Genomic DNA, 21,964 nt, shown 5'->3' with positions numbered 1-21,964 from the left:
TCCTCGTGCACAAGGGAGACAAGACGGGTGCGGGAGCGTCCGTGCGGCGACGCCGGCTGGGCGTGATGGGCGGCACGTTCGACCCGATCCACCACGGTCACCTCGTCGCGGCCAGCGAGGTCGCCGACCGCTTCGGGCTCGACGAGGTCATCTTCGTGCCGACCGGCCAGCCCTGGCAGAAGGTCGGGAAGAACGTCAGCTCCGCCGAGGACCGCTACCTGATGACGGTCATCGCGACCGCCTCGAACCCCAGCTTCTCGGTCAGCCGCGTCGATGTGGACCGGCACAAGGCCACGTACACCGTCGACACCCTGCGTGACCTGCGCGCGCAGCATCCGGACGCAGACCTGTACTTCATCACCGGCGCCGACGCACTCGAGACGATCCTCTCCTGGCAGAATTGGGAGGAGATGTTCGAACTCGCCAAGTTCGTCGGAGTCAGCAGACCCGGATACGAACTCGGCACCGACCACCTGGCCGAGCACCTCGCCGACCAGCCCGCCGACGCACTGACCCTGGTCGAGATCCCCGCGCTGGCGATCTCCTCGACGGACTGCCGCCTGCGGGCCAGCGAGAACCGTCCCGTCTGGTATCTCGTGCCGGACGGGGTGGTGCAGTACATCTCCAAGCGCAACCTGTATCGACCACGGGGCGCGCAGCGCCTCGACGGAGCGGTCACGGTGTCGGGACCGGCACCACAGCACCACAACAGCCAATCCCACAGCTCCAGCCCAACCCAGAACCGGGAGAACACCTAAGTGACCGCATCCGCCGAAGCCCTCGAGATGTCGCGGATCGCCGCGCTCGCCGCCGACGAGAAGTTGGCCAACGACGTCGTGGTCCTCGACGTGTCCGAACAGCTGGTGATCACCGACTGCTTCGTGATCGCGTCCGCGTCCAACGAACGTCAGGTCAACTCGGTGGTGGAGAACATCGAGGACAAGCTGCGCGAGGCCGGTCACAAGCCGGTCCGCAAGGAGGGCACCCGCGAGGGCCGCTGGGCACTGCTCGACTACGTGGACCTCGTCGTGCACGTCCAGCACGACGACGAGCGCAACTTCTACGGCCTCGAGCGGCTGTGGAAGGACTGCCCGGTCGTCCCCGTCGCCGGCATCGAGGCGCGGAGCACCGAGTGGGGTGCCGACTCCGACGGCGAGGTCGCGGACGAGTACGTTGCCGACCTCGACCCCGACATCGAGGCCGCGGATCTGGATGCCGCAGACCTCGACGAGCCGGGGTCCGGGCGGTGACACCGCCCGGACGGCGGCTGATCCTGCTGCGGCACGGTCAGACGGAGTACAACGCGAGCGACCGGATGCAGGGGCAGCTCGACACCGACCTGTCCGAACTGGGCCGGGTGCAGGCCAAGACCGTCGCCCGGGTGCTCGCCGACCGGGAACCCGCCCTGATCGTCAGTTCGGACCTGCGCCGGGCGCTCGACACCGCCACCGCACTCGGCGAACGTGCCGGGCTGACGGTCGCCACCGACGAACGCCTGCGGGAAACGCACCTGGGGCAGTGGCAGGGCCTGACGCACCTCGAGGTCGACGCGAGTGACCCGGGTGCCCGCGCGGCGTGGCGCGCGGACGCGTCCTGGACCCCGCCCGGCGGCGAGAGCCGCATCGACGTGGCCCGCCGCGCGGTGCCGGTCGTGCAGGAACTGCTCGCAGATCGCGCCGAATGGGAGGAGACCCCGGTCGTCCTGGTCGCGCACGGCGGACTGATCGCCGCCCTGACCGCGGCACTGCTGGACCTTCCGGTGGACCGCTGGCCGGTGTTCGGCGGACTCGGCAACACCAGCTGGGTGCAGTTGAGCGGGCACGGTGACCCGGACGCGGTGTCCTGGCGTCTGGACGTCTGGAACGCCTCCGCTGCGGTGGCCGGCGATGTCCTCTGACGCGGTCACGGCCGCAGGTGCCGATCGCCCGACGCTGCTGGTGATCGCCGACTCCCTGGCCTACTTCGGTCCGGAAGGCGGCCTGCCCGCCGACCACCCGCGAATCTGGCCGACCCTCGTCGGCGCCGAACTGGGCTGGAACGTCGAACTGGTCGCGCGCATCGGATGGACCTGCCGCGACGCCTACTGGGCGCTGATCCAGGATCCCCGGGTGTGGGCGACCGTCCCGAAGGCCGGGGCGGTGGTGTTCGCCGTCGGCGGGATGGACTCGTTGCCGTCCCCGCTGCCGACCGCGCTGCGCGAGCAGTTGCGATACGTGCGTCCGCCGGCCCTGCGCCGCCGGGTCCGCGAGGCCTACCAGTGGCTGCAGCCGCGGCTCGCGCCGCTCGGCTGGCCGGTCGCGCTGCCGCCGAAGCTGAGCGTCGACTACCTCGAGGAGAGCCGGAAGTCCCTGGCGTACATGCGCCCCGAGTTGCCGGTGATCGCGTCGCTGCCGTCCATCCACCTGTGCGACGCCTACGGGCGGGTGCACGCGGGGCGACCCGCTGCCGTGCGGGCACTGGAGGCGTGGAGCGCCGAGACCGGGGTACCGCTCGTGGACCTCGCCCAGGCGGTGCGTCCGAACATCTACTCCGACGACGCCAACCCCGACGGCATCCACTGGGGCTGGGACGGGCACGTCGCCGTCGCCGAGGCGATGCTCGCCACGATTCGCGCGGCGCTCGTCTCGACACGGTCCGAGACCGCGCTCGAGGGTTCGGGGTAGTCCTCATGCCAGTTGTCGTCGTCACCGACTCCTCGGCCTGCCTCGACCCGGAACTCGCCGAACAACTCGGTATCCGGGTGGTGCCGCTGCACGTTCTCGTCGACGGTCGGGACCTGCGCGAGGGTGTCGACCCGATGCCCACCGACCTGTTCACCGGGGACGGCGCCACCACCTCCGGTGCCTCGCCCGGAGAGCTGACGTCGGTGTACGAGCAGGCACTGGCCGACAGCGGCGGCGACGGCGTCGTCGCCCTGCACATCTCCCGGCAGTTGTCCGCCACCTGGGAAGCGGGTCGCCAGGCCGCGCAGTCGCTGGGGGAGAAGGTCCGGATCGTCGACTCCCAGTCCACCGCAATGGCGCTGGGCTACGCGGCGCTCGCCGCGGCCCGGCTCGCGCGCGCCGGGGGCGGTCTGCGCGCCGTGTACGAGCGGGCCGTCGACGTCGCCGACCGCGGTCGCGTCCTGATCATGGTCGACCGGCTCGACCACCTACGCCGCGGCGGCCGGATAGGGACCGCTGCCGCACTGCTCGGCACCGCGCTCGCGATGAAACCGGTGCTGCACCTCGTGGACGGCAAACTGGTCCTCAAGGAGAAGACCCGCACCACGACCAAGGCCCTGGCCAAACTCGTCGACGGCGCCGCCGAACTCGCAGGTGCGGGGGATGTCGCGGTCGCGGTGCACCACGTCGGTGCGGCCGCACACGCAGACGAGGTCGCCGCGGCCCTGCGCACTCGGCTGCCCGGAGCGAGCGAGTTCGTCGTGTCGGAACTCGGCCCGGTCATCGGCAGCCACGTCGGGCCCGGCGCGATCGGCGTGCTCGTAGTACCCGGCGGCGCAGGTGCCACCGCGGACGCCGTGGCCGACCCGGTCGTGGAACTCGACGTCGACGAGTAGTCCACAGGGCTCGAATCCATCCACAGGCCGGCAGGCTTCCGCAGGTCGCCCGGCCGGTCGGGGGCGGGCGTGGTCCTAGCGTCGGGGCATGGGCAGCACCGACGAGATACGCGAGCAGATCCGGCGACGACTCGACGTCGTCACCCGAGGTGGCGAACCGTCCGGCCCGCAGCACGCGGATCTCGCGGACCGCACGACCGGGGACCGGGACGACGACCAACCCGGGTGGCTCCACGACGACGCGCCGGATCCCGAGCATCCACGCATCCGATTCGCGCTGGGACGGCGCGGCGTCCTGGCACTGGCCGTGGTCGCGCTCGTCGCGGCCGGAATCGGTGCCGTCGCGGCGTGGCGGGACCGTCCCGTCGCGGCGGCCGTCGAGCCGCTGCCTGGAGTCGTGACCACCCGACCGGAACCGGTGGCCGTCACGGCGGCCCGGGGGGAGACGTCCGCGCCCGTCCCCGCACCTCCCCGCACCGACGAGATCGTGGTCAGCGTCGTCGGGCTCGTCCACGTCAACGGCCTCGTGCACCTGCCCGCGGGTTCCCGGGTCGCGGATGCGCTGGCCGCCGCCGGGGGTACCCGCGACGGTGCCGACGTACTCGGGCTCAACCTGGCCCGGAAGCTCGCCGACGGCGACCAGGTGCTGGTCGGGGTGGCGCCGCCGCCCGGCGCGGCCCCGGTCGCCGGCAGCGCCACCGTCGGGTCCGGGCAGGCCGGCGCCACGGGTGGCGCGTCGCCCGGCGGGAAGGTGAATCTGAACACCGCGACCGCCGAGCAACTCGACGCACTGCCCGGTGTCGGGCCCGTGACCGCCGCCTCGATCGTGGCGTGGCGCACGGCCAACGGCACCTTCTCCGACGTCGAGCAGCTCGGCGAGGTGGACGGCATCGGCCCAGGCCGGCTGGACAAACTGCGCGACCTCGTGTCGGTCGGGTGAGCAGCCGGCACCCGCCGCGCACCCTCGACCTGCGGCTGCTGCCGTCCGCCGCGGGGTGCTGGGTCGCGACCGCGGTGGGCGTCGGCGTCGGCTGGCGGGCCGCGTCGTGGCTGGCGGTCCTGGCACTCGCCGCCGCGGTGGTCGCGGTCGTGGTCGCGCTCCGCGGCACCCGCCGGACCGCCGTCGCGGGGGCGCTCGCGGCCGCGATGCTGGTCGGATCGGGATTCGCGGGGGCCGCCGCGGTGCGGCAACATGCGGTCGCGACGCACCCGCTGGCCGCGCTCCGCGGCCACCACGTCACGCTCACCGTGGACACCACCGACGATCCCAGGCCCGTGCGAGCACCCGGCGGGGACACGGTGACGGTGCGGGCCACGGTGCACGCGATCGGTGAGGGCGATTCCGCGGTGCGGGTCGGGGGGACCGTGCTGGTGTTCGCCCCGGCCGAGGGGTGGCGCACACTGCTGCCCGGGCAGCGGGTGCAGGTGCGCGGCGCGGTGAGCGAGCCGGATCGCCACGACCTGACCGTCGCGGTGATCCGGGCGACCGGACCGCCCCGCCGGGTCGAGGAGCCGAGTGCACCGCAACGAGCGGCCGGCCACGTGCGGGACCGGTTCGCCGAGGCCGCCGCGCGGGCACTGCCGCCCGACGCCGCTGGTCTGCTGCCCGGCCTCGTCGTCGGCGACACCTCCGCGCTGCCGCAGCTCGTGACCGACGACTTCACCTCGGCCGGGCTCAGCCACCTGACCGCGGTCTCCGGGGCCAACGTCACGATCCTGCTCGGCGCCGTCCTGCTGCTGACCCGCGCCGTGGCACTGGGTCCGGGAGTGTCCGCCGTGATCGCCGCCCTCGCGCTGGCCGGTTTCGTGGTCCTCGCCCGGCCGTCGCCGAGCGTGCTGCGGGCCGCGGCGATGGGAGCGGTGGTGTTGCTGGCGATGGTGGTCGGCCGGCGCAGGCAGGCCATGCCCGCACTCGGTGCCGCTGTGATCGTGCTGCTCGTGCTGTCTCCGTCGCTGGCCGTCAGCTTCGGCTTCGCGCTGTCGGTGGTCGCCACGGCAGCGCTGGTGGTGGCCGTGCCGCGCACCACTGCGTGGCTGCAGCGGCGCGGATGGCCCCGGATGGTCGCGGATGCCGTCGCGGTGGCCGTGGTCGCGCAGGTCGCGACCGCGCCGATCGTCGCGGCGATGTCGGGGTCGGTCAGCACCGTCGCCGTCGCCGCCAACCTCGCGGTCGCCCCGGTGATCGCGCCGATCACCGTGCTCGGCGCGATCGCCGCGGCCGCGGCGGTGGTCTGGGTGCCGCTCGGCGCGCTCGCCGCCCGGGCCACCGGCCCACCGCTGTCGTGGCTGTTGTGGGTGGCCCGCGAGTCCGCCGGAGTACCCGGTGCGACGATCACGGTGCCGTCGGGGGCGGCCGGTTTCGGGCTCGCCGCCGCCGTGTCGGTGGTCCTGATCGTCGCGGTCGCGTTGCCGCGACCGCGGGTGCTCCTGATCGCCGTCGTGCTGGGTCTGGCCGTCGTGTGGGTGCCGATCCGGGTGCTGTGGCCAGGTTGGCCGGCCCGCAACTGGGTCCTCGTCGCCTGCGACGTCGGACAGGGTGACGCGCTCGTGCTCAACGCCGGTGCCGAGGTCGTCGTCGTCGACGCGGGTCCGCAGCCCGGACCGGTCGACGACTGCCTGGACCGCCTCGGGGTGACCTCGGTCGCGGCGGTGGTGCTCACCCATCTGCACGCCGACCACATCGGCGGGCTGCCCGGCGTGCTGCGCGGGCGTGCGGTGGGCCGCATCGTCACCGGGCCGATGCAGCTGCCTGCGCAGGCTGCCCGTCAGGTCCGGGACCAGGCCTCGGCGGCCGGAGTGCCGGTCGTCGAGGCGACGGCGGGCCAGGTCCTCTCGGCGGGATCACTGACGCTGCGGGTGCTCGGCCCGACACTGCCCGCACCCCGCGACCCGGCGTCCGGCGACGACGCCGCCAACGACCAGTCGCTGGTGATGTCCGTCGACACCGACGCCGGACGCATCCTGCTGACCGGGGACGTCGAGGCCGACGGTCAACGGGACCTGATGCGGGACGGGGCGCCGGTCGCCGCGGACATCCTGAAGCTGCCGCATCACGGGTCGCGCACCACCACACCCGAGTTCCTCCGGGCGGTCGGGGCCCGGTTGGTGATCGTGTCGGTCGGATCGGACAACACATTCGGCCACCCCCACCCCCGGATCCTGAGTGCTCTCGAGGACATGGGCGCGACGGTGGCGCGCACCGACCGGGACGGCGACATCGCGGTCAGCCGGTCGGGCGGCGGGGGTGTGGCGGTGACGGTGCGGCGTGGGACGATCGTCCGGTGAGCACCCCCGCGCAGTTGCACCTCGTCCTCGGAGACGAGGAACTACTCGTCGAACGCGCCGTCGCGTCCATCGTCGCGGACGTGCGTGCGGCGTCCGACAATCCCGCCGACGTCCCGGTGAACCGCTTGCGCGCGGGTGACACCAGCGCCGCCGAACTGGCGGAACTGCTGAGCCCGTCACTGTTCGCGGAGGACAAGGTGATCGTGCTCGAGGCGGCCGCCGAAGCGGGTAAGGACGCGGTGACGTTGGTTCTCGACGCCGCCGCCGCCCCTCCCGAGGGTTTCACCCTCGTGGTGCTGCACTCCGGTGGCGGTCGAGCCAAGGCGATGGTCGGTGCGCTCCAGAAGTCCGGTGCGCAGGTGCACGAGTGCGCCAAGCTGACCAAGCCGGGTGAGCGGGTCGACTTCGTTCGTGGCGAGTTCCGGGCCGCGGGGGTGCGGGTGTCCCCGGAGGTGATCCAGGTGGTTCTCGACGCGGTCGGGTCGGACCTGCGGGAGCTGGCGGCGGCGTGCTCGCAGCTGGCGGCCGACACCGGCGGCCGGATCGACACCGCGGCCGTGCAGCGGTACTACTCGGGCAAGGCCGAGGTGTCCGGGTTCGACGTCGCCGAGTTGGCCGTCGCGGGGGACCGGGCGGGCGCCATGGAGGCGCTGAGGTGGGCGATGCTGCGGGGGGTACCGCACGTCCTGCTGGCCGACGCGCTCGCCGATGCCGTCCACACCATCGCCCGGGTGGACTCGGCCGGCCGCGGAGACCCGTTCCGGATGGCGTCCGGCCTCGGCATGGCCCCGTGGAAGGTGAAGAAGGCGCAGGGGCAGGCGCGCGGCTGGAGCCCGGAGACGCTCGGCACCGCACTCGAGGTCGTCGCGCAGCTCAACGCGGACGTCAAGGGTGCCGCGGCCGATCCCGATCACGCCGTGGAGTATGCGGTCCGGCGGGTCGCCGGGCTGCGCGGCTGACAGCGGCGGGCCTGCCCCGGGACACGCAAAGACCGCCCGGTCGAGGACAGGGCGGTCTCCAGCGATGACATCCAGCGACGGCGGTGCCGTCACATGGGCACTGTCAGAGCTTGTTCGCGGCCAGCGCGAGCGCCGACTTCTTGTTGGCAGCCTGGTTGGCGTGGATGACGCCCTTGCTGGCGGCCTTGTCGAGCTTGCGGCTCGCGGAGACGAGGAGCTCGTTGGCCTTGTCCTTGTCGCCCGCGGCGGCTGCCTCGCGGAAGGAACGGATGGCGGTGCGCAGCGAGGACTTCACCGACTGGTTGCGCAGTCGCTGACGCTCGTTGGTGCGGATCCGCTTCACCTGGGACTTGATGTTGGCCACGCGTAAAATCCTGTCGTCTTCGCTGATTTTCTGGTTGAGAAAGCTTCGGGTGCTCCTGGGCACCGATTGACCAGGCTACCAGTCGCGGCCGCGATGACCCAAACCGGCGGTGCGTGCAACCCGCCGCAGGTCCTGTGAAACATGTTTGTTTCATTGTGCTCACCTGGGCGTTACCGAGTGCGCTGCTGGTTTGCCACTGCCGGGGGAACATTGGCCGATGAACGCCCGAACCGCAACGACGCCGACGCCGGCGTCGGGGATACGAGACGTCTTCGACGGCTACGCAGACATCGGTCGCTACGCCCTCGCGTACGACGAGATGTTCGACGCCGACGGCGCCGTTCGTCCCCCCTACGAGGGAATTCTCGCCGCACTGGCACCGTCGGACGCCGCCGACCTCGCCGCCCGTGCCGACGCGCTGGCCCGCGCCTTCGTCAATCAGGGCGTCACCTTCTCCCTGTCCGGGCAGGAGCGGCCGTTCCCCCTGGACCTGGTTCCGCGGGTGATCGCCGAACGGGAGTGGGCCGGGCTCGAACGCGGCATCACCCAGCGCGTCCGAGCGCTCGAGATGTTCCTCGCCGACATCTACGGCGACCAGGAGATCCTGCGTGACGGCGTCATCCCGAAACGCCTGGTCACCTCCTGCGAGCACTTCCATCGCGAGGCCGCGGGCATCGTTCCGCCAAACGGTGTCCGTATCCATGTCGCGGGCATCGACGTCATCCGCGACTCCGCGGGCACGTTCCGGGTCCTCGAGGACAACCTGCGCTCGCCGTCCGGTGTCTCCTACGTGATGGAGAACCGTCGCACGATGGCCCGGGTGTTCCCGGACCTGTTCTCCTCACATCGGGTGCGGGCCGTCGGTGACTACTCGGCGCACCTGCTGCGGGCGCTGCGGGCGTCGGCCGCCGTCAACACCGCCGACCCGACCGTGGTCGTGCTCACGCCCGGTGTCCACAACTCCGCGTACTTCGAGCACTCCCTGCTCGCCCGGCAGATGGGCGTCGAACTCGTCGAGGGCCGAGACCTGTTCTGCCGCGACAATGTCGTCTACATGCGCACGACGGAGGGTGAGCGGCAGGTCGACGTCATCTACCGGCGCATCGACGACGACTTCCTCGACCCGATGCACTTCCGGCCGGACTCGGTGCTCGGAGTCGCCGGGCTGCTCAACGCGGCGCGGGCCGGCAACGTCGTCATCTCCAGCGCCATCGGCAACGGGGTCGGGGACGACAAGCTGGTCTACACGTACGTGCCGACCATCATCGAGTACTACCTCGGGGAGAAGCCGCTGCTGGCGAACGTCGACACCTACCGGTGCTGGCTGCCCGACGAGCTCGAACAGGTGCTGGACCGGCTGGCCGAGCTGGTGATCAAACCGGTCGAGGGATCCGGTGGATACGGCATCGTGTTCGGGCCGGATGCGAGCCGTGCCGAGCTGGCCGAGATCGCGGGCAAGATCCGCGCCGATCCCCGTGGCTGGATCGCGCAGCCGGTCGTGCAGCTGTCGACCGTCCCCACGAAGGTCGGCGACGTCCTCGCGCCGCGCCACGTCGACCTGCGGCCGTTCGCGGTCAACGACGGGGACTCCGTGTGGGTGCTGCCCGGCGGGCTGTCCCGGGTCGCGCTGCCGGAAGGGTCGCTCGTCGTCAATTCCAGCCAGGGCGGCGGCAGCAAGGACACCTGGGTGCTCGCGAGCAGCGTCACCGAGACCGAACGCGAACTCGGTGGCGGCGAACTGGTCGGCGAGCCGGTGCCACCGCGGCACAGCGAACTCGGCCCGGAACTGTCCGCCGGGCAGCAACAGCAGCAACAGCAGCAGAACGGGAGGAACGCCGATGCTCGCGCGTAACGCGGAGTCGTTGTACTGGATCGGGCGCTACGTCGAGCGCGCCGACGACACGGCCCGCATCCTCGACGTCGCGGTGCACCAACTGTTCGAGGACTCCACGGTCGACCCGGACCGCTCGTCCCGGTTGCTGTTGCGGGTGCTCGGGATCGACCCACCCGCCGGGCCGCTCGACGTCTGGTCGCTGACGGACCTGGTCGCCTTCGGGCGCGACCGGAACCCGGTCGGTGGCGCCACGGGAACGTCGGGTGCGGTCGGCTCGATCGTCGACTCGGTGTCCCGTGCCCGGGAGAACGCCCGCGGTGCCCGGGAAGTGACCTCGACCGAGATGTGGGAGTGCCTCAACACGACGTACAACGGGCTCGCCGAGCGCGAACGGGCCTCACGCCGACTCGGCCCGCACGAGTTCTTCAGTTACGTCGAGACCCGTGCCGCGATGTTCGCCGGCCTGGCCGACTCCACCCTCAGCCGCGACGACGGCTACCGCTTCCTGCTGCTCGGTCGCTCGGTCGAACGCGTCGACATGATCGTGCGTCTGCTGCTCTCCCGAGTCGGCGACCGGAACAGTTCACCCGCGTGGGTGACGGTGCTCCGGTCGGCCGGTGCCCAGGACACCTATCTGCGCACCTACCGCGGCGCACTGGACGCGCACCGGGTGGTCGAGTTCATCCTGCTCGACCGGTTGTTCCCGAGGTCGGTGTTCCACGCGATCCGGCAGGCCGAACTGTGCCTCGACCAGCTCGACACCCGGCCGCACAGTCGTGTCGGGACCCGGGACGAGGCGCAGCGCATCCTGGGTCGGGCGCGCAGCGAGCTGGAGTTCCTGCCACCGGGAATGGTGATGGAGGACCTGCAGGTGCGGCTGCTCGCCCTGCAGGACACCTGCCGTGAACTCGGCGAAGTCATTGCGCAGCAGTACTTCCACTCGGCTCCGTGGGTCGCGTGGACCGACGCGGGTGCGAGTGTGTCCGCGGGTGTGGAGGGGGGCCGATGACCTGGCGACTGCGAGTGGTGCACACCACCGGTTTGGAGTACGACGCGCCCGTCACGTCGTCGTTCAACGAGGCCCGGCTGACGCCGCGCAGCGACGGCAGGCAGAACGTCATCCACAACCGGGTCGAGACGACTCCCGTCACTCGTGCCTACCGGTACACGGACTACTGGGGCAGTGCGGTGACGGCGTTCGACCTTCACGCTCCGCACACCGCCCTGTCCGTCACCGGTACGTCGGTGGTCGAGACCGAGGCGGTCACGATTCCCGACGACGCCGTCGACTGGGATCAGCTCGAGGATGAGGGTGTCCGCGACCGGTTCGGCGAATACCTCTCCGGCACTGCGTATGTCCCGGAGAGCGACCTGTTCGCGGAGACGGCGGCCCGGTTGCGCCGCGAGCACCGGCCGGCCGAGGCCGTGGTCGCGGCGGCGAACTGGGTGCACGACGAGATGTCCTATGTGCGGGGCGCGACCGGCGTGCACACCTCGGCGCTCGAGGCGTGGGAGGACCGGCGCGGGGTCTGCCAGGACTACGCCCACCTGACGCTGCTCCTGTTGCGCACCATGGGAATTCCGGCACGCTACATGTCCGGATACCTGCATCCGCACCCCGAGGCGGCGATCGGGGAGTCGGTGGGTGGCGAGTCGCACGCGTGGGTGCAGGCATGGACCGGGTCGTGGTGGGGCTACGACCCGACCAACGCGGCGCCGGTGAACGAGCAGCACGTCTCCGTCGCCGTCGGCCGGGACTACGCCGACGTGTCGCCCCTGAAAGGGATCTTCTCCGGGGGTGGCTCGACACACCTCGATGTCGTTGTGGAGATCATTCGCCTCGCGTAGCGTCCGAATCCGAGACCTTCCTCACTGTGTGATCGAACTGTGTGATCGAACCCTCGAGCAAAGGCGGCGCATGTCTCCCACGGCACAGGAATTCGTCGAGAAGGAACCGATCTCGGACGTCAAGAAGTACATCGCCGAGGCGGTCGGAACGTTCGTACTGGTGTTCGTGTCGGTCGGCACCGCGGTCGTGGCCGGCGACAAGGTCGGAAACCTCGGTGTGGCACTGGCATTCGGCCTCACCCTGCTGTTCCTGGTCTATTCGATAGGGCCGGTGTCCGGCTGTCACGTGAACCCGGCGGTGACGTTCGGCCAGTTCCTGATCGGGCGAATCAACGCCACCCGGGCCGGGCTGTACGTGGTCGCGCAGGTCGTCGGCGGTCTGCTCGCCGGTCTAGTGCTCTACGCGGTGGCCCAGAGCCTGCCCGCGTACAACCGGTCCGTCTCCGGACTCGGCGCGAACGGATGGGGTGAACACAGCCCGTCCGCGATCGAGGGACCGCTCGGCGGTGTCCTGCAGAACGGCTACGGGTTCGGGGCGATGGTCGTCATCGAGATCCTGCTGACGGCTCTGCTGGTGTTCGTGGTCCTCGCGGCGACCGACCAGATCTCGGACGTGCCGATGGCCGGGATCGCGATCGGTTTCACCCTGGCCGCGATCCACGTCATGTCGATCCCGGTCGACAACACCTCGGTCAACCCGGCGCGCAGCTTCGCGGTCGCGTGGTACCAGGACGGGGCGCCGGCCCAGGTCTGGGCGTTCATCGTGTTCCCCCTGATCGGCGGCGCGCTCGGTGCGCTCGCCTACCGAGCCCTGTTCGGCCGCTACGACCGACTGCACGACTGACACCGCAGCGGGCGACGATCGGGCGGTGGCCGTGACAGGCCGCCGCCCGATCGGCGTGTCAGGACCAGTTGTAGTCGCGACGCAACCGGGCCGCGACCCGGTCGAAGCGATCTCGTTCGAGGATCGCGCCCTTCCGGCGGATCCCGGACTCCGGCACGTCGAGCACGCGATCGAGTCGAATCCAGCTGGGCCGGTGCTCACCGTCCCATGCGCCCGAGCCCAGGCCCATCCAGTTCCGCTGCCCGTCCCGGTCGGCGTTCGACGAGAGCATCAACCCGAGCAGGGTGCCGCCGTTGCGCCCGACCACCAGCACCGGCCGGTCCTTGCCCTGCCCCGGGTCCTCCTCGTACGCCACCCATGTCCACACCACCTCGCCGGGGTCGGCTCGACCGTCGAGGTCGGGCGCGTACTCCACGGTGCGCGCGCGGTGGGCGGTCGGGACCGCGGTGGTCGACGCCGGGCGCCCGGCCGGCACCGGCTTCGCCGGGCTCTCCGACCTGGGCCCGGACAGCCCCCCGGACCTCTGCAGTTCCTTCAGCAGGCGCGGCCCCTCACGTAGCGCGATGTCGCTGAGCTGCCGACCGATCCGACTCCACCTCGATGCCATGGGTCCCAACCTAACGGTGCCCCACGGGCGGTGGCGGTGCGGCATGATGCCAGCGCACGGCTCGGCGAACGGCGCCGACGGAGAACTCGGGAGGACAGTTTCGTGGGCGTAGCGTCCGGGTGGTCGGTTTTCAGGCGATCGGTGTCGACGGCGGCGGTGGCGCTCGCAGTTGTGCTCGCCGGCCCCGGAACCGCGGCCGCAGGCGTCGCGGCGCCACCGGCCGATTCCGGGGACGGGCTCGTCTTCGTCGCGCTCGGCGACTCGCGGGCCTCGGGGCCGCGACTGGAACCGATGTACCCGGACGACTGCTCGCGGTCGTACGACAACTACGCGGGCAGGATCGCCCGTGCACTCGACGTCGCCGAGTTCACCGACGTCTCCTGCAGCGCGGCGCGGGTGGAGAACATCATCGACACGCCACAGCTGATCCCCGCCCGGTGGCCGGTGCAACTCGACTCCGTCCGCCCGGACACCGATCTGATCACCCTGTCGATCGGCGGCAACGACTCCAACAATCTGCTGCTCGGGCCGCTGTGTGCCGCGCCCGGGCCGGGCACCGACCGCGGTTGCCGGAACGATCCGCTCACCCGGAAGGTCGCGGCGTCGGGCATCGACCGGGCCGCCGCCGGCCTGGACCGGGTGCTGGCCGCGCTGACCGAGCGGGCACCGCACGCCCGGATCTACCTGATCGGGGAGGGCGGTGCCATCGGCACCCGCGGATGCTGGCCGAACGTGCCGATGTCCGATGCCGACGCCGCCTGGTTCTCCGGGTACTTCGCCGACTACAACGCCGAGTTCGCGGCGGTGGCGGCCGCGCGGGGCGTGCGTGTGATCGACATCGCAACCGCGGCGATCGCGGGTGGGCACGACGCGTGCGCGGCACCCGAGGACCGCTGGTTCGAGGGAATGTTCTCGGAGTCGGACGCACAGCGCCTGCACTTGACCCATGCCGGGATGGCCGCGGTCGCGGACCGCGTCGTCGCGGACGTCGACACGGACCCGATCACCGCACGATAGGGTCGCCGAGGCCCGGGCGGGCATCGCCGCTCGCCCCGGTGCCGGAGGAAGGGAGTGGCGCCGGTGCGCATCTGGTCTGCGGTGGCGGCGGTGGCCGTGCTCGCCTCGTCGCCGGCGGTCGCGACGGCGGCCGTACCCTCCGACCCGGTGGCCGGCGGACTGCACTACGTGGCGCTCGGCGACTCGCGCGCCGCCGGGCCGTTCATCGACCCCGCGTCGCATCGCGACTTCTGCATGCGATCGGATCAGAACTACGCCGCGAAACTGGCCCGGATGATCGACGTCGCCTCCTTCACCGACGTCACCTGCATCGCCGCCCGCACCGAGAACATCGTCGACACCCCGCAACGGCTCGGTCCGACGGTGTCCCCACCCCAGATCGATGCCGTCGGTCCCGACACCGACCTCGTCACCCTCAGCATCGGCGGCGTCGGATCGAACCACGTCGTGATCACCCGCGAGGGCTGCGCCGCCCTGACCCCCGACACCGATCGGGACTGCCGCGACAACCCGGTGGTCGAGGAGCAGGCGGTCTCGGGCATCGCCGCAGCGGGACCCAAGGTGGACCGCGTCGTCGGCGCGATCCGGGCCGAGGCCCCGAACGCGAATATCGTGATCGTCGGTCACGGCGGCGCGATCGGGAATCGGGGCTGCTGGCCGTCCGTGCCGTACTCCGACGCCGACGCGCAGTGGCTGGTCACCTACTTCGACCGGTTCAACCAGATATACCGGGACGCCGCGCAGCGGTACGACGCGACGTTCGTCGACGTCGGGCGGGCGGCCGTCGACGGCGGCCACGACCCGTGCGCCGCCCCCGAGGACAAGTGGTTCGAGGGCCTGATCCCGACCTCCGAGGCGCAGCCCGGACACTTCAACGAGCGGGGGATGCAGGCCGTCGCCGACATGATCGCCGCCGAACTGGGGCGCTGATCGCGCACCGGGGAAGGTGCGGAGCCGACGCTGGCATATTCTGCATAGGTGACAGCGGCCGGTGCGGCCGCCGCCAGTGACGAGTTCAGGAGCCCGCCATCAGCACGTTCGCCGACACGACGTTCACGGATCCGGCCCGGATCCGGAACTTCTGCATCATCGCGCACATCGACCACGGCAAGTCGACGCTGGCCGACCGGATGTTGCAGCTCACCGGTGTCGTCGAGGAGCGGGCGATGAGGGCCCAGTACCTCGACCGGATGGACATCGAGCGCGAGCGTGGCATCACGATCAAGGCGCAGAACGTGCGGCTGCCGTGGATGGTCGAGCACGAGGACGGCAGCAAGGAGGAGATCGTCCTCCACCTGATCGACACGCCCGGCCACGTCGACTTCACGTACGAGGTCTCCCGCGCGCTCGAGGCGTGCGAGGGCGCCGTCCTGCTCGTCGACGCCGCCCAGGGCATCGAGGCGCAGACCCTCGCGAACCTGTATCTGGCGATGGAGAAGGACCTCACCATCATCCCGGTGCTCAACAAGATCGACCTGCCCGCCGCCGACCCCGACAAGTACGCCGCGGAGATCGCGCACATCGTCGGCTGCGAGCCGGAGGACGTGCTACGGGTGTCCGGCAAGACGGGTGTCGGCGTCAAGGAGTTGCTCGACGAGGTCGTCAAGCAGGTACCGGCGCCGGTCGGCGACGCGGACGGCCCGGCCCGCGCGATGATCTTCGACTCGGTCTACGACGCCTACCGCGGCGTCGTCACCTACGTGCGCGTCGTGGACGGCAAGATCCGTCCCCGCGAGAAGATCACCATGATGTCGACCGGCACCACCCACGAACTGCTCGAGGTCGGCATCATCTCGCCCGAACCCAAGGCCACCGTCGGCCTCGGCGTCGGCGAGGTCGGCTACCTCATCACCGGCGTCAAGGACGTCCGCCAGTCCCGGGTCGGCGACACCGTGACCACCTTCCGCAACGGCGCCGAGGAGCCGTTGACCGGCTACCGCGATCCCAAGCCGATGGTCTACTCCGGTCTGTACCCGATGGACGGCTCCGACTACCCGGTGCTGCGCGACGCGCTGGACAAGCTGCGTCTCAACGACGCCGCGCTGGCCTACGAGCCGGAGACGTCCGTGGCGCTCGGCTTCGGTTTCCGCTGCGGCTTCCTCGGTCTGCTGCACATGGAGATCACCCGCGACCGGCTCGAGCGGGAGTTCGGGCTCGACCTCATCTCCACCGCGCCGAACGTCGTGTACCGCGTGATCATGGAGGACGGCTCCGAGCACGAGGTGACCAACCCGTCGTACTGGCCCGAGGGCAAGGTGCGGGAGGTGTACGAGCCGATGGCCAAGTGCACCGTCATCGCGCCGAGCGAGTACACCGGCGCGATCATGGAACTGTGCCAGAGCCGGCGCGGCGAACTCGGAGGCATGGACTACCTGTCGGAGACGCGGGTGGAGCTGCGCTACACCCTGCCGATGGGCGAGATCATGTTCGACTTCTTCGACGCGCTCAAGTCGCGGACCAAGGGCTACGCCAGCCTCGACTACGAGGAGGCCGGCGAGCAGCAGGCCGCGTTGGTGAAGGTCGACATCCTGCTGCAGGGTGAGGCCGTCGACGCGTTCAGCGCGATCGTGCACAAGGATGCCGCGTTCGCCTACGGCAACAAGATGACCACCAAGCTGCGCGAGCTCATCCCGCGTCAGCAGTTCGAGGTGCCCATCCAGGCGGCGATCGGCTCGAAGATCATTGCGCGCGAGAACATTCGGGCGATCCGTAAGGACGTGCTCGCGAAGTGCTACGGCGGCGACATCAGCCGGAAGCGCAAACTGCTCGAGAAGCAGAAGGAAGGCAAGAAGCGGATGAAGACCATCGGCCGGGTCGAGGTCCCGCAGGAGGCCTTCGTCGCGGCGCTGTCGAACGAGTCGGTGGCGGACAAGCCGAAGAAGTAGGCGCTCCGCGCCCGTGAGTACTTCTGGTCCGGGTGCGGGCCGAAAGGACTCACGGGGGCGCAGCCGCGGAAGGGAACTGGTGTGCTCGAGACCTGGTTGACGACGACGTTCGGGCTCGGGGCGCCGATTCTCGGCGCCCCGATGGGCGGACGTGCCGGCGGCGAACTCGCCGGTGAGGTGTCGAAGGCGGGCGGCCTCGGCATGCTCGGTGCGGCGCGGTACACGACGCCGGACTGGATCTCGGCGGAGGCGGCGGTGGCGCGTGACCGCGGCGGCCGGGTCGGAATCGGCCTGATGACGTGGTCCCTCGACGCCGACGACAGTCTGCTGGACGCCGCGATCGCGGAGAAGCCCGCGCTGGTGTCGCTGTCGTTCGGTGATCCGGCACCGTACGTGCCTCGGGTCCATGCGGCCGGGATTCCCGTTGTCTCCCAGGTGAACACACTCGACGACCTGCGCATCGCCGAGCGCGCCGGCGTGGACGCCGTCGTGGCGCAGGGCGGCGAGGCCGGTGGGCACACCGGGCGGATCGGCACGCTGCCCCTGTTGCAGGAACTGCTCGACGCCACCGACCTGCCCGTCCTGGCGGCGGGTGGCATCGGCACCGGACGCGGTCTGGCGGCCGTGCTCGCCGCCGGCGCCCAGGGCGCGGTGATCGGCACCGCGCTGCTGGCCAGTCCCGAGACCGTCGGCCCCGACTACGCGCGCGACGCGGTGGTCGCGGCGGGCAGCGCCGACACTGTCTACACGTCCGTGTTCGACCGGGCGCGGCACCAGCCGTGGCCGCAGCGGTGGGGTGGTCGGGCGATCGTCAACGACTTCACCCGCGAGTTCCACGGCGCCGACGTGGCCGACTCCCGGCTCGAGGAGACGTACGATCCCGCCGACCCGCGCCGGGGTGTGGTGTACGCGGGGGAGGCGGTCGGACTCGTGCACGGCGCCCGGCCCGCCGGCGACATCGTCCGGCAGATCGCCGCCGACGCGGAGCGGCTGCTCTCCCGCTGGTCCTGAAGCACCCGGACCGCGGGCACCGACCTCAGGTGGGGGAGTGCGCGGGCTGGAAGGCCCCGGTGTCCGCGGATTCCTCCGCGCGGATGACGTGCACGACCGCGTTGATCAGCGCCAGGTGGGTGAAGGCCTGCGGGAAGTTGCCGAGATGCCTGCCGGTGCGGGTGTCGATCTCCTCGGCGTACAGCTTGAGGGGGCTGGCGAACCCGAGCAGTCGCTCGCACAGGTGTTTCGCCCGCGCGAGTTCGCCGATCTCGACCAGTGCCGACACCAGCCAGAACGAGCAGATCGTGAAGGTGCCCTCCTCGCCGGACAGGCCGTCGTCGGTGGTCTCGACGCGGTACCGAAGCACCAGTCCGTCCTCGGTGAGTTCGTCGGCGATCGACAGCACCGTCGCCCGGACCCGGTGGTCGTCGGCGGGCAGGAACCGCAGCAGCGGCACCAGCAGCAGCGACGCGTCGAGCGACGGATGCCCGTACCGCTGCGTGAAGACGCCGCGCTCGTCGACGCCGTGTTCGAGGACGTCGGCCTTGATCTCGTCGGCGATCGCCGCCCACTGCGCCGAGTAACCCTTCTCGCCGTGCAGGGCGGCGAGCTTGGAGCCGCGGTCGAGCGCAACCCAGCACATCACCTTCGACGACGTGAAGTGCTGCGGTTCGCCGCGCACCTCCCAGATGCCGCGGTCGGGCTGGCGCCAGTGGGCGATGGCCTCCTCGACCTGCCGTTTGACCAGCGGCCACAGGGCGTCCGGCACCTGGTCGCGGGACCGCACGTGCAGGTACACCGAGTCGAGCATGGTGCCCCAGATGTCGTGCTGCTTCTGGTTGTAGGCGCCGTTGCCGATCCGGACCGGGCGTGCGCCGTCGTAGCCCGACAGGTGGTCGAGTTCGAGTTCCTCGAGGACCTTCTCGCCGCCGATCCCGTACATCACCTGCAGCGGGTTCACGTCCCCGTCCTCGGACTGGGAGACGTCGGAGATGAACGCGAAGAAGTCGTTGGCCTCGCGATCGAGTCCGAGGGTGTACAGACCCCACAGCGCGAAGGTGGAGTCGCGCACCCACGCGTAGCGGTAGTCCCAGTTGCGTTCGCCGCCCGGCGTCTCCGGGAGCGAGGTGGTGGACGCGGCGAGCAGGGCACCGGTCGGCGCGTACGTCAGCCCCTTGAGGGCCAGCGCGCTGCGCTGCAGGTAGCCGCGCCACGGGTGGTCGGGGAAGCGGCCGATGGTGATCCACTGCCGCCAACACTCCGCGGTCTGCCACATCTTCTGAGCGGCCTCCTCGAAGGTTTGCGGCGCAGGCAGGTCCGACCAGGACATGGCGACGAAGACCTTGTCGCCCTCCTTCATCCGGGTGCGGGCGCGCGCCTCCCGGCCCTCGATGCCGAGCTTGAGGTTCGACGTCAGGCGCAGCGTCGGGTGCTCCCCGAGCTCGTCGCCACCACAGCGGGCGGTGGCCTCCTCGTACACCTTTCCCGTGTACTCCCACTTCGCCGTGGACCGGTGGTAGTCGAACGCCGGCTCGCAGCTCATCTCCAGTTCGACGGTTCCACTGACGCACTTGACGGTGCGCAGCAGCAGATGCTCCGCGTCCCAGTCCGTCGGGGTGCGGCGGTGCGTGCGGGACCGCTGGTCGTTGTTGTGCCACGGACCCATCACCAGCGCGTCCCGGACGATCAGCCAGCCGGTCTCGGTCTGCCACGTCGTCTCGACGATCAGCCCGCCGGGCAGGTACCGGCGTGCGGCGGGCACGTTCTGGCCGTACGGGCCGATCCGGAAGTGGCCGGCGCTGCGGTCGAGCACGGCCCCGAAGACGCTCGGCGAGTCCGGCCGGGGGATGCACATCCACTCCACCGAGCCGTTGCGGGCGATCAGGCACGTCGTCTCGCAGTCCGACAGGAACGCGTAGTCGTCGATCGGCGGGAAGGTGCTGTGGGACTGGCGCTCGACCAGTGCCGGGAGGTTCGCGGGGAGGTCCTCGTCCGCGTTCGTCCCGCGTCCGTTCACGTCGTGTTCGGTGGCCGTCATGTGCACATCATCAGGCCGGTGGGCGCCGTCGTCCAGTGCAGCGGGCCGCGCGTAGGGTGAGGGGGTGAATCAGATCGCCACGTGGTGGGACGGCCTCGAGTTGTGGATCATCGGCCTGCCCTACGTTCCGCAGTTGCTGCTGGTGACGGCGGTCGCACTGCCCGCCGCGTACGCACTCGCGCGGGTCTTCGACGTGGTGCTCGCGTGGGCGCTCGCGCTGCTCGGCCGCGACCACGTCGAGACGCCGGTCGGCGATGCCGTGACGGGTGAGCGCTGATGCCCCGCTCCCGCGTCACGCTGATGCTCGTCGCGTTGCTGATCCTCGTCCTCGCCGGCTGGCTGCTGACCCGCTGACCATTTCCCCCGATCTCGGTTAGATTCGCCACGGCCGCTCTGCTAGATTCGTCCGCGTGTCTGCCACCGCCGTGCATCAGGTCCGCCATGAACTGGCGTTGATCGCTGTCGGCATGCTCGCAGTCGCCGATATCGACTGTTGTTGATCGATTCCGCCGCGGCGCCCAGCGCCAGGCCGGTGCGCCCCACGTAGTGGGCGAATCCCCATGACAATTCTGTGCCCGTGACGACCGCAGCCCCCGGCCGCGGCGGTCACGGCGGTCTCGACGACCCCCACCCGTATCTCGCCGACAGTGGCGAACCCGTGAAAGGCATCTCCGATGAGTGTTCGTGCCCGCATCTCCCGTTTCGGCCTCCTGGCCGCCGTCGTCACCGCGGGAGCTGTCGCCTTGACCGCGTGCAGCGGCGGGTCCAGTGACACCGTCGGCGGAGGCGAGGGCGGTGGCAGCGGCGACGGCAGCGGCGGCACCATCAGCCTGTACGCGTACGCCGTCCCGAAGCCCGGCTTCGACAAGGTCATCCCGGGCTTCCAGGCGACGGACGAGGGCGCCAACGTCGAGTTCCAGCAGTCCTACGGCGCGTCGGGCGACCAGTCCCGCAAGGTCAAGGACGGCGCCGAGGCCGACGTCGTCAACTTCTCGGTCGAGCCCGACATCACGCGCCTGGTCGACGCCGGACTCGTCAGCCCGGACTGGAACAAGGACGCCTACAACGGAATTCCGTTCGGGTCGGTCGTCACCCTGGTCGTCCGCGAGGGCAACCCGAAGAACATCAAGGACTGGGACGACCTCCTCCAGCCGGGTGTCGAGGTCGTCACGCCCAACCCGTTCAGCTCGGGTTCGGCGAAGTGGAACCTGCTCGCCCCGTACGCGGCCAAGAGCGACGGCGGCAAGAACCCGCAGGCCGGCCTCGACTACGTCGACGCACTCGTCACCGATCACGTGAAGGTGCAGCCGAAGTCCGGTCGTGAGGCCACCGAGACCTTCCTGCAGGGCACCGGTGACGTCCTGATCAGCTACGAGAACGAGGCGATCTTCACCGAGCGCAACGGCGACCCGGTCGAGCACGTCACCCCGCCGGTCACCTTCAAGATCGAGAACCCCGTCGCGGTCCTCCAGAACAGCAAGGTCCTCGACAAGGCGAACGCGTTCAAGGACTACCTCTACACCACCGAGGGCCAGACGCTGTGGGCCGAGGCCGGCTTCCGCCCGGTCGACCCGGAGGTCGCCGAGAAGTTCGCGTCGGACTTCCCGAACCCGGACAAGCTGTGGACGATCGCCGACCTCGGTGGCTGGAAGACGGTCGACGAGACCCTCTTCAAGCAGGGCACCGGTTCGATCGCCGTGATCTACGACTCCGCGAGCAAGTAGCCTGACC

The 21,964-nt window shown here is 70.7% G+C and carries 22 protein-coding genes; 19 read left to right on the top strand and 3 right to left on the bottom strand.

The genetic code is table 11. The features are described 5' to 3' along the window. Positions 1-5: 5 nt before the first annotated feature. From nadD to holA, 8 genes are all read left to right on the top strand, one after another. On the top strand, positions 6-758 hold the full coding sequence (gene nadD / locus ACFYVR_RS04490; RefSeq protein WP_387469991.1) for a nicotinate-nucleotide adenylyltransferase: 753 nt from the start codon (positions 6-8) through the stop codon (positions 756-758). Then, positions 759-1,250 carry a ribosome silencing factor gene (gene rsfS, locus ACFYVR_RS04485; protein WP_387469989.1) on the top strand — a complete coding sequence of 164 codons (492 nt, stop codon included), beginning with the start codon at positions 759-761 and terminating at the stop codon, positions 1,248-1,250. Beyond that, entirely contained in the window at positions 1,247-1,897 is a 651-nt protein-coding gene (locus ACFYVR_RS04480) for a histidine phosphatase family protein (RefSeq protein WP_387469987.1), read from the top strand. Before rsfS ends, ACFYVR_RS04480 begins: the two co-directional genes overlap by 4 nt. After that, a complete protein-coding gene (gene octT, locus ACFYVR_RS04475) occupies positions 1,887-2,663 on the top strand; it encodes a diglucosylglycerate octanoyltransferase (RefSeq protein ID WP_387469985.1) in 777 nt (258 codons plus the stop codon). Before ACFYVR_RS04480 ends, octT begins: the two co-directional genes overlap by 11 nt. A gap of 5 nt (positions 2,664-2,668) precedes the next feature. Then, on the top strand, positions 2,669-3,559 hold the full coding sequence (locus ACFYVR_RS04470) for a DegV family protein (protein WP_387469983.1): 891 nt from the start codon (positions 2,669-2,671) through the stop codon (positions 3,557-3,559). Positions 3,560-3,647: 88 nt separating this feature from the next. After that, a complete protein-coding gene (locus ACFYVR_RS04465; protein WP_387469981.1) occupies positions 3,648-4,499 on the top strand; it encodes a ComEA family DNA-binding protein in 852 nt (283 codons plus the stop codon). Further along, positions 4,496-6,844 carry a DNA internalization-related competence protein ComEC/Rec2 gene (locus ACFYVR_RS04460; protein ID WP_387469979.1) on the top strand — a complete coding sequence of 783 codons (2,349 nt, stop codon included), beginning with the start codon at positions 4,496-4,498 and terminating at the stop codon, positions 6,842-6,844. Before ACFYVR_RS04465 ends, ACFYVR_RS04460 begins: the two co-directional genes overlap by 4 nt. Further along, positions 6,841-7,803 carry a DNA polymerase III subunit delta gene (gene holA, locus ACFYVR_RS04455; RefSeq protein ID WP_387469977.1) on the top strand — a complete coding sequence of 321 codons (963 nt, stop codon included), beginning with the start codon at positions 6,841-6,843 and terminating at the stop codon, positions 7,801-7,803. The genes ACFYVR_RS04460 and holA overlap by 4 nt, the downstream gene beginning before the upstream one ends. 103 nt (positions 7,804-7,906) lie before the next feature. Here the strand turns inward: holA and rpsT are convergent, their stop codons facing one another. Further along, a complete protein-coding gene (gene rpsT, locus ACFYVR_RS04450; protein WP_387469975.1) occupies positions 7,907-8,167 on the bottom strand; it encodes a 30S ribosomal protein S20 in 261 nt (86 codons plus the stop codon). Positions 8,168-8,384: 217 nt separating this feature from the next. On the opposite strand from rpsT, the gene ACFYVR_RS04445 reads away from it, so the two are divergent. The 4 genes from ACFYVR_RS04445 (at position 8,385) to ACFYVR_RS04430 (ending at position 12,693) form a co-directional block, all read left to right on the top strand. Next, complete coding sequence (locus ACFYVR_RS04445) at positions 8,385-10,019, top strand: circularly permuted type 2 ATP-grasp protein (RefSeq protein ID WP_387469973.1); 1,635 nt, start codon at positions 8,385-8,387, stop codon at positions 10,017-10,019. Further along, complete coding sequence (locus ACFYVR_RS04440) at positions 10,006-11,010, top strand: alpha-E domain-containing protein (RefSeq protein WP_387469971.1); 1,005 nt, start codon at positions 10,006-10,008, stop codon at positions 11,008-11,010. Before ACFYVR_RS04445 ends, ACFYVR_RS04440 begins: the two co-directional genes overlap by 14 nt. Then, a complete protein-coding gene (locus tag ACFYVR_RS04435; RefSeq protein WP_387469969.1) occupies positions 11,007-11,849 on the top strand; it encodes a transglutaminase domain-containing protein in 843 nt (280 codons plus the stop codon). Before ACFYVR_RS04440 ends, ACFYVR_RS04435 begins: the two co-directional genes overlap by 4 nt. Before the next feature lie 70 nt (positions 11,850-11,919). Continuing rightward, a complete protein-coding gene (locus ACFYVR_RS04430) occupies positions 11,920-12,693 on the top strand; it encodes an aquaporin (protein WP_387469967.1) in 774 nt (257 codons plus the stop codon). A 58-nt stretch (positions 12,694-12,751) separates the two neighbouring features. Here ACFYVR_RS04430 and ACFYVR_RS04425 read toward each other — a convergent pair whose 3' ends face one another. After that, on the bottom strand, positions 12,752-13,300 hold the full coding sequence (locus ACFYVR_RS04425) for a type II toxin-antitoxin system PemK/MazF family toxin (protein WP_387469965.1): 549 nt from the start codon (positions 13,298-13,300) through the stop codon (positions 12,752-12,754). Between the two features lie 156 nt (positions 13,301-13,456). Between ACFYVR_RS04425 and ACFYVR_RS04420 the strand changes: the two genes are divergently transcribed. From ACFYVR_RS04420 to ACFYVR_RS04405, 4 genes are all read left to right on the top strand, one after another. Further along, on the top strand, positions 13,457-14,317 hold the full coding sequence (locus tag ACFYVR_RS04420; RefSeq protein ID WP_387469963.1) for an SGNH/GDSL hydrolase family protein: 861 nt from the start codon (positions 13,457-13,459) through the stop codon (positions 14,315-14,317). Between the two features lie 63 nt (positions 14,318-14,380). Then, a complete protein-coding gene (locus ACFYVR_RS04415) occupies positions 14,381-15,247 on the top strand; it encodes an SGNH/GDSL hydrolase family protein (RefSeq protein WP_387469961.1) in 867 nt (288 codons plus the stop codon). Between the two features lie 140 nt (positions 15,248-15,387). Then, positions 15,388-17,202 (top strand): translation elongation factor 4, encoded by a 1,815-nt coding sequence (gene lepA / locus ACFYVR_RS04410; RefSeq protein WP_387470360.1) that lies wholly within the window; start codon positions 15,388-15,390, stop codon positions 17,200-17,202. 81 nt (positions 17,203-17,283) lie between these two features. Beyond that, positions 17,284-18,213: an NAD(P)H-dependent flavin oxidoreductase gene (locus tag ACFYVR_RS04405; RefSeq protein WP_387469959.1), complete on the top strand. Its 930-nt coding sequence runs from the start codon at positions 17,284-17,286 to the stop codon at positions 18,211-18,213. Positions 18,214-18,238: 25 nt separating this feature from the next. Here ACFYVR_RS04405 and ACFYVR_RS04400 read toward each other — a convergent pair whose 3' ends face one another. Beyond that, entirely contained in the window at positions 18,239-20,233 is a 1,995-nt protein-coding gene (locus ACFYVR_RS04400) for a glycoside hydrolase family 15 protein (RefSeq protein WP_387469957.1), read from the bottom strand. Positions 20,234-20,297: 64 nt separating this feature from the next. Here ACFYVR_RS04400 and ACFYVR_RS04395 point away from each other — a divergent pair, with 64 nt between their 5' ends. The 3 genes from ACFYVR_RS04395 (at position 20,298) to ACFYVR_RS04385 (ending at position 21,957) form a co-directional block, all read left to right on the top strand. After that, positions 20,298-20,510 (top strand): hypothetical protein, encoded by a 213-nt coding sequence (locus tag ACFYVR_RS04395; RefSeq protein WP_387469955.1) that lies wholly within the window; start codon positions 20,298-20,300, stop codon positions 20,508-20,510. A gap of 133 nt (positions 20,511-20,643) precedes the next feature. Beyond that, on the top strand, positions 20,644-20,733 hold the full coding sequence (locus ACFYVR_RS04390; RefSeq protein WP_354003507.1) for an Ms4533A family Cys-rich leader peptide: 90 nt from the start codon (positions 20,644-20,646) through the stop codon (positions 20,731-20,733). A gap of 174 nt (positions 20,734-20,907) precedes the next feature. Next, positions 20,908-21,957: a sulfate ABC transporter substrate-binding protein gene (locus ACFYVR_RS04385; protein ID WP_387469952.1), complete on the top strand. Its 1,050-nt coding sequence runs from the start codon at positions 20,908-20,910 to the stop codon at positions 21,955-21,957. Positions 21,958-21,964: the final 7 nt, after the last annotated feature.

Origin of the sequence: Rhodococcus sp. NPDC003318 (assembly GCF_042879035.1) — a bacterium.
GTDB lineage: Bacteria > Actinomycetota > Actinomycetes > Mycobacteriales > Mycobacteriaceae > Rhodococcus_G.
The sequence above is the reverse complement of the archived record's forward strand: the minus strand, read 5'-3'. Positions and strand labels throughout refer to the sequence as shown.

Excerpts from the sequence above, each read along its gene's own strand:
- ACFYVR_RS04385 (WP_387469952.1), top strand. The coding sequence starts at position 20,908 with ATGAGTGTTCGTGCCCGCATCTCCCGTTTCGGCCTCCTGGCCGCCGTC.
- ACFYVR_RS04440 (WP_387469971.1), top strand. The coding sequence starts at position 10,006 with ATGCTCGCGCGTAACGCGGAGTCGTTGTACTGGATCGGGCGCTACGTC.
- ACFYVR_RS04470 (WP_387469983.1), top strand. The coding sequence starts at position 2,669 with ATGCCAGTTGTCGTCGTCACCGACTCCTCGGCCTGCCTCGACCCGGAA.
- ACFYVR_RS04430 (WP_387469967.1), top strand. The coding sequence starts at position 11,920 with ATGTCTCCCACGGCACAGGAATTCGTCGAGAAGGAACCGATCTCGGAC.
- octT (WP_387469985.1), top strand. The coding sequence starts at position 1,887 with ATGTCCTCTGACGCGGTCACGGCCGCAGGTGCCGATCGCCCGACGCTG.
- ACFYVR_RS04465 (WP_387469981.1), top strand. The coding sequence starts at position 3,648 with ATGGGCAGCACCGACGAGATACGCGAGCAGATCCGGCGACGACTCGAC.
- ACFYVR_RS04400 (WP_387469957.1), bottom strand. The coding sequence starts at position 20,233 with ATGACGGCCACCGAACACGACGTGAACGGACGCGGGACGAACGCGGAC.
- ACFYVR_RS04425 (WP_387469965.1), bottom strand. The coding sequence starts at position 13,300 with ATGGCATCGAGGTGGAGTCGGATCGGTCGGCAGCTCAGCGACATCGCG.
- ACFYVR_RS04445 (WP_387469973.1), top strand. The coding sequence starts at position 8,385 with ATGAACGCCCGAACCGCAACGACGCCGACGCCGGCGTCGGGGATACGA.
- ACFYVR_RS04435 (WP_387469969.1), top strand. The coding sequence starts at position 11,007 with ATGACCTGGCGACTGCGAGTGGTGCACACCACCGGTTTGGAGTACGAC.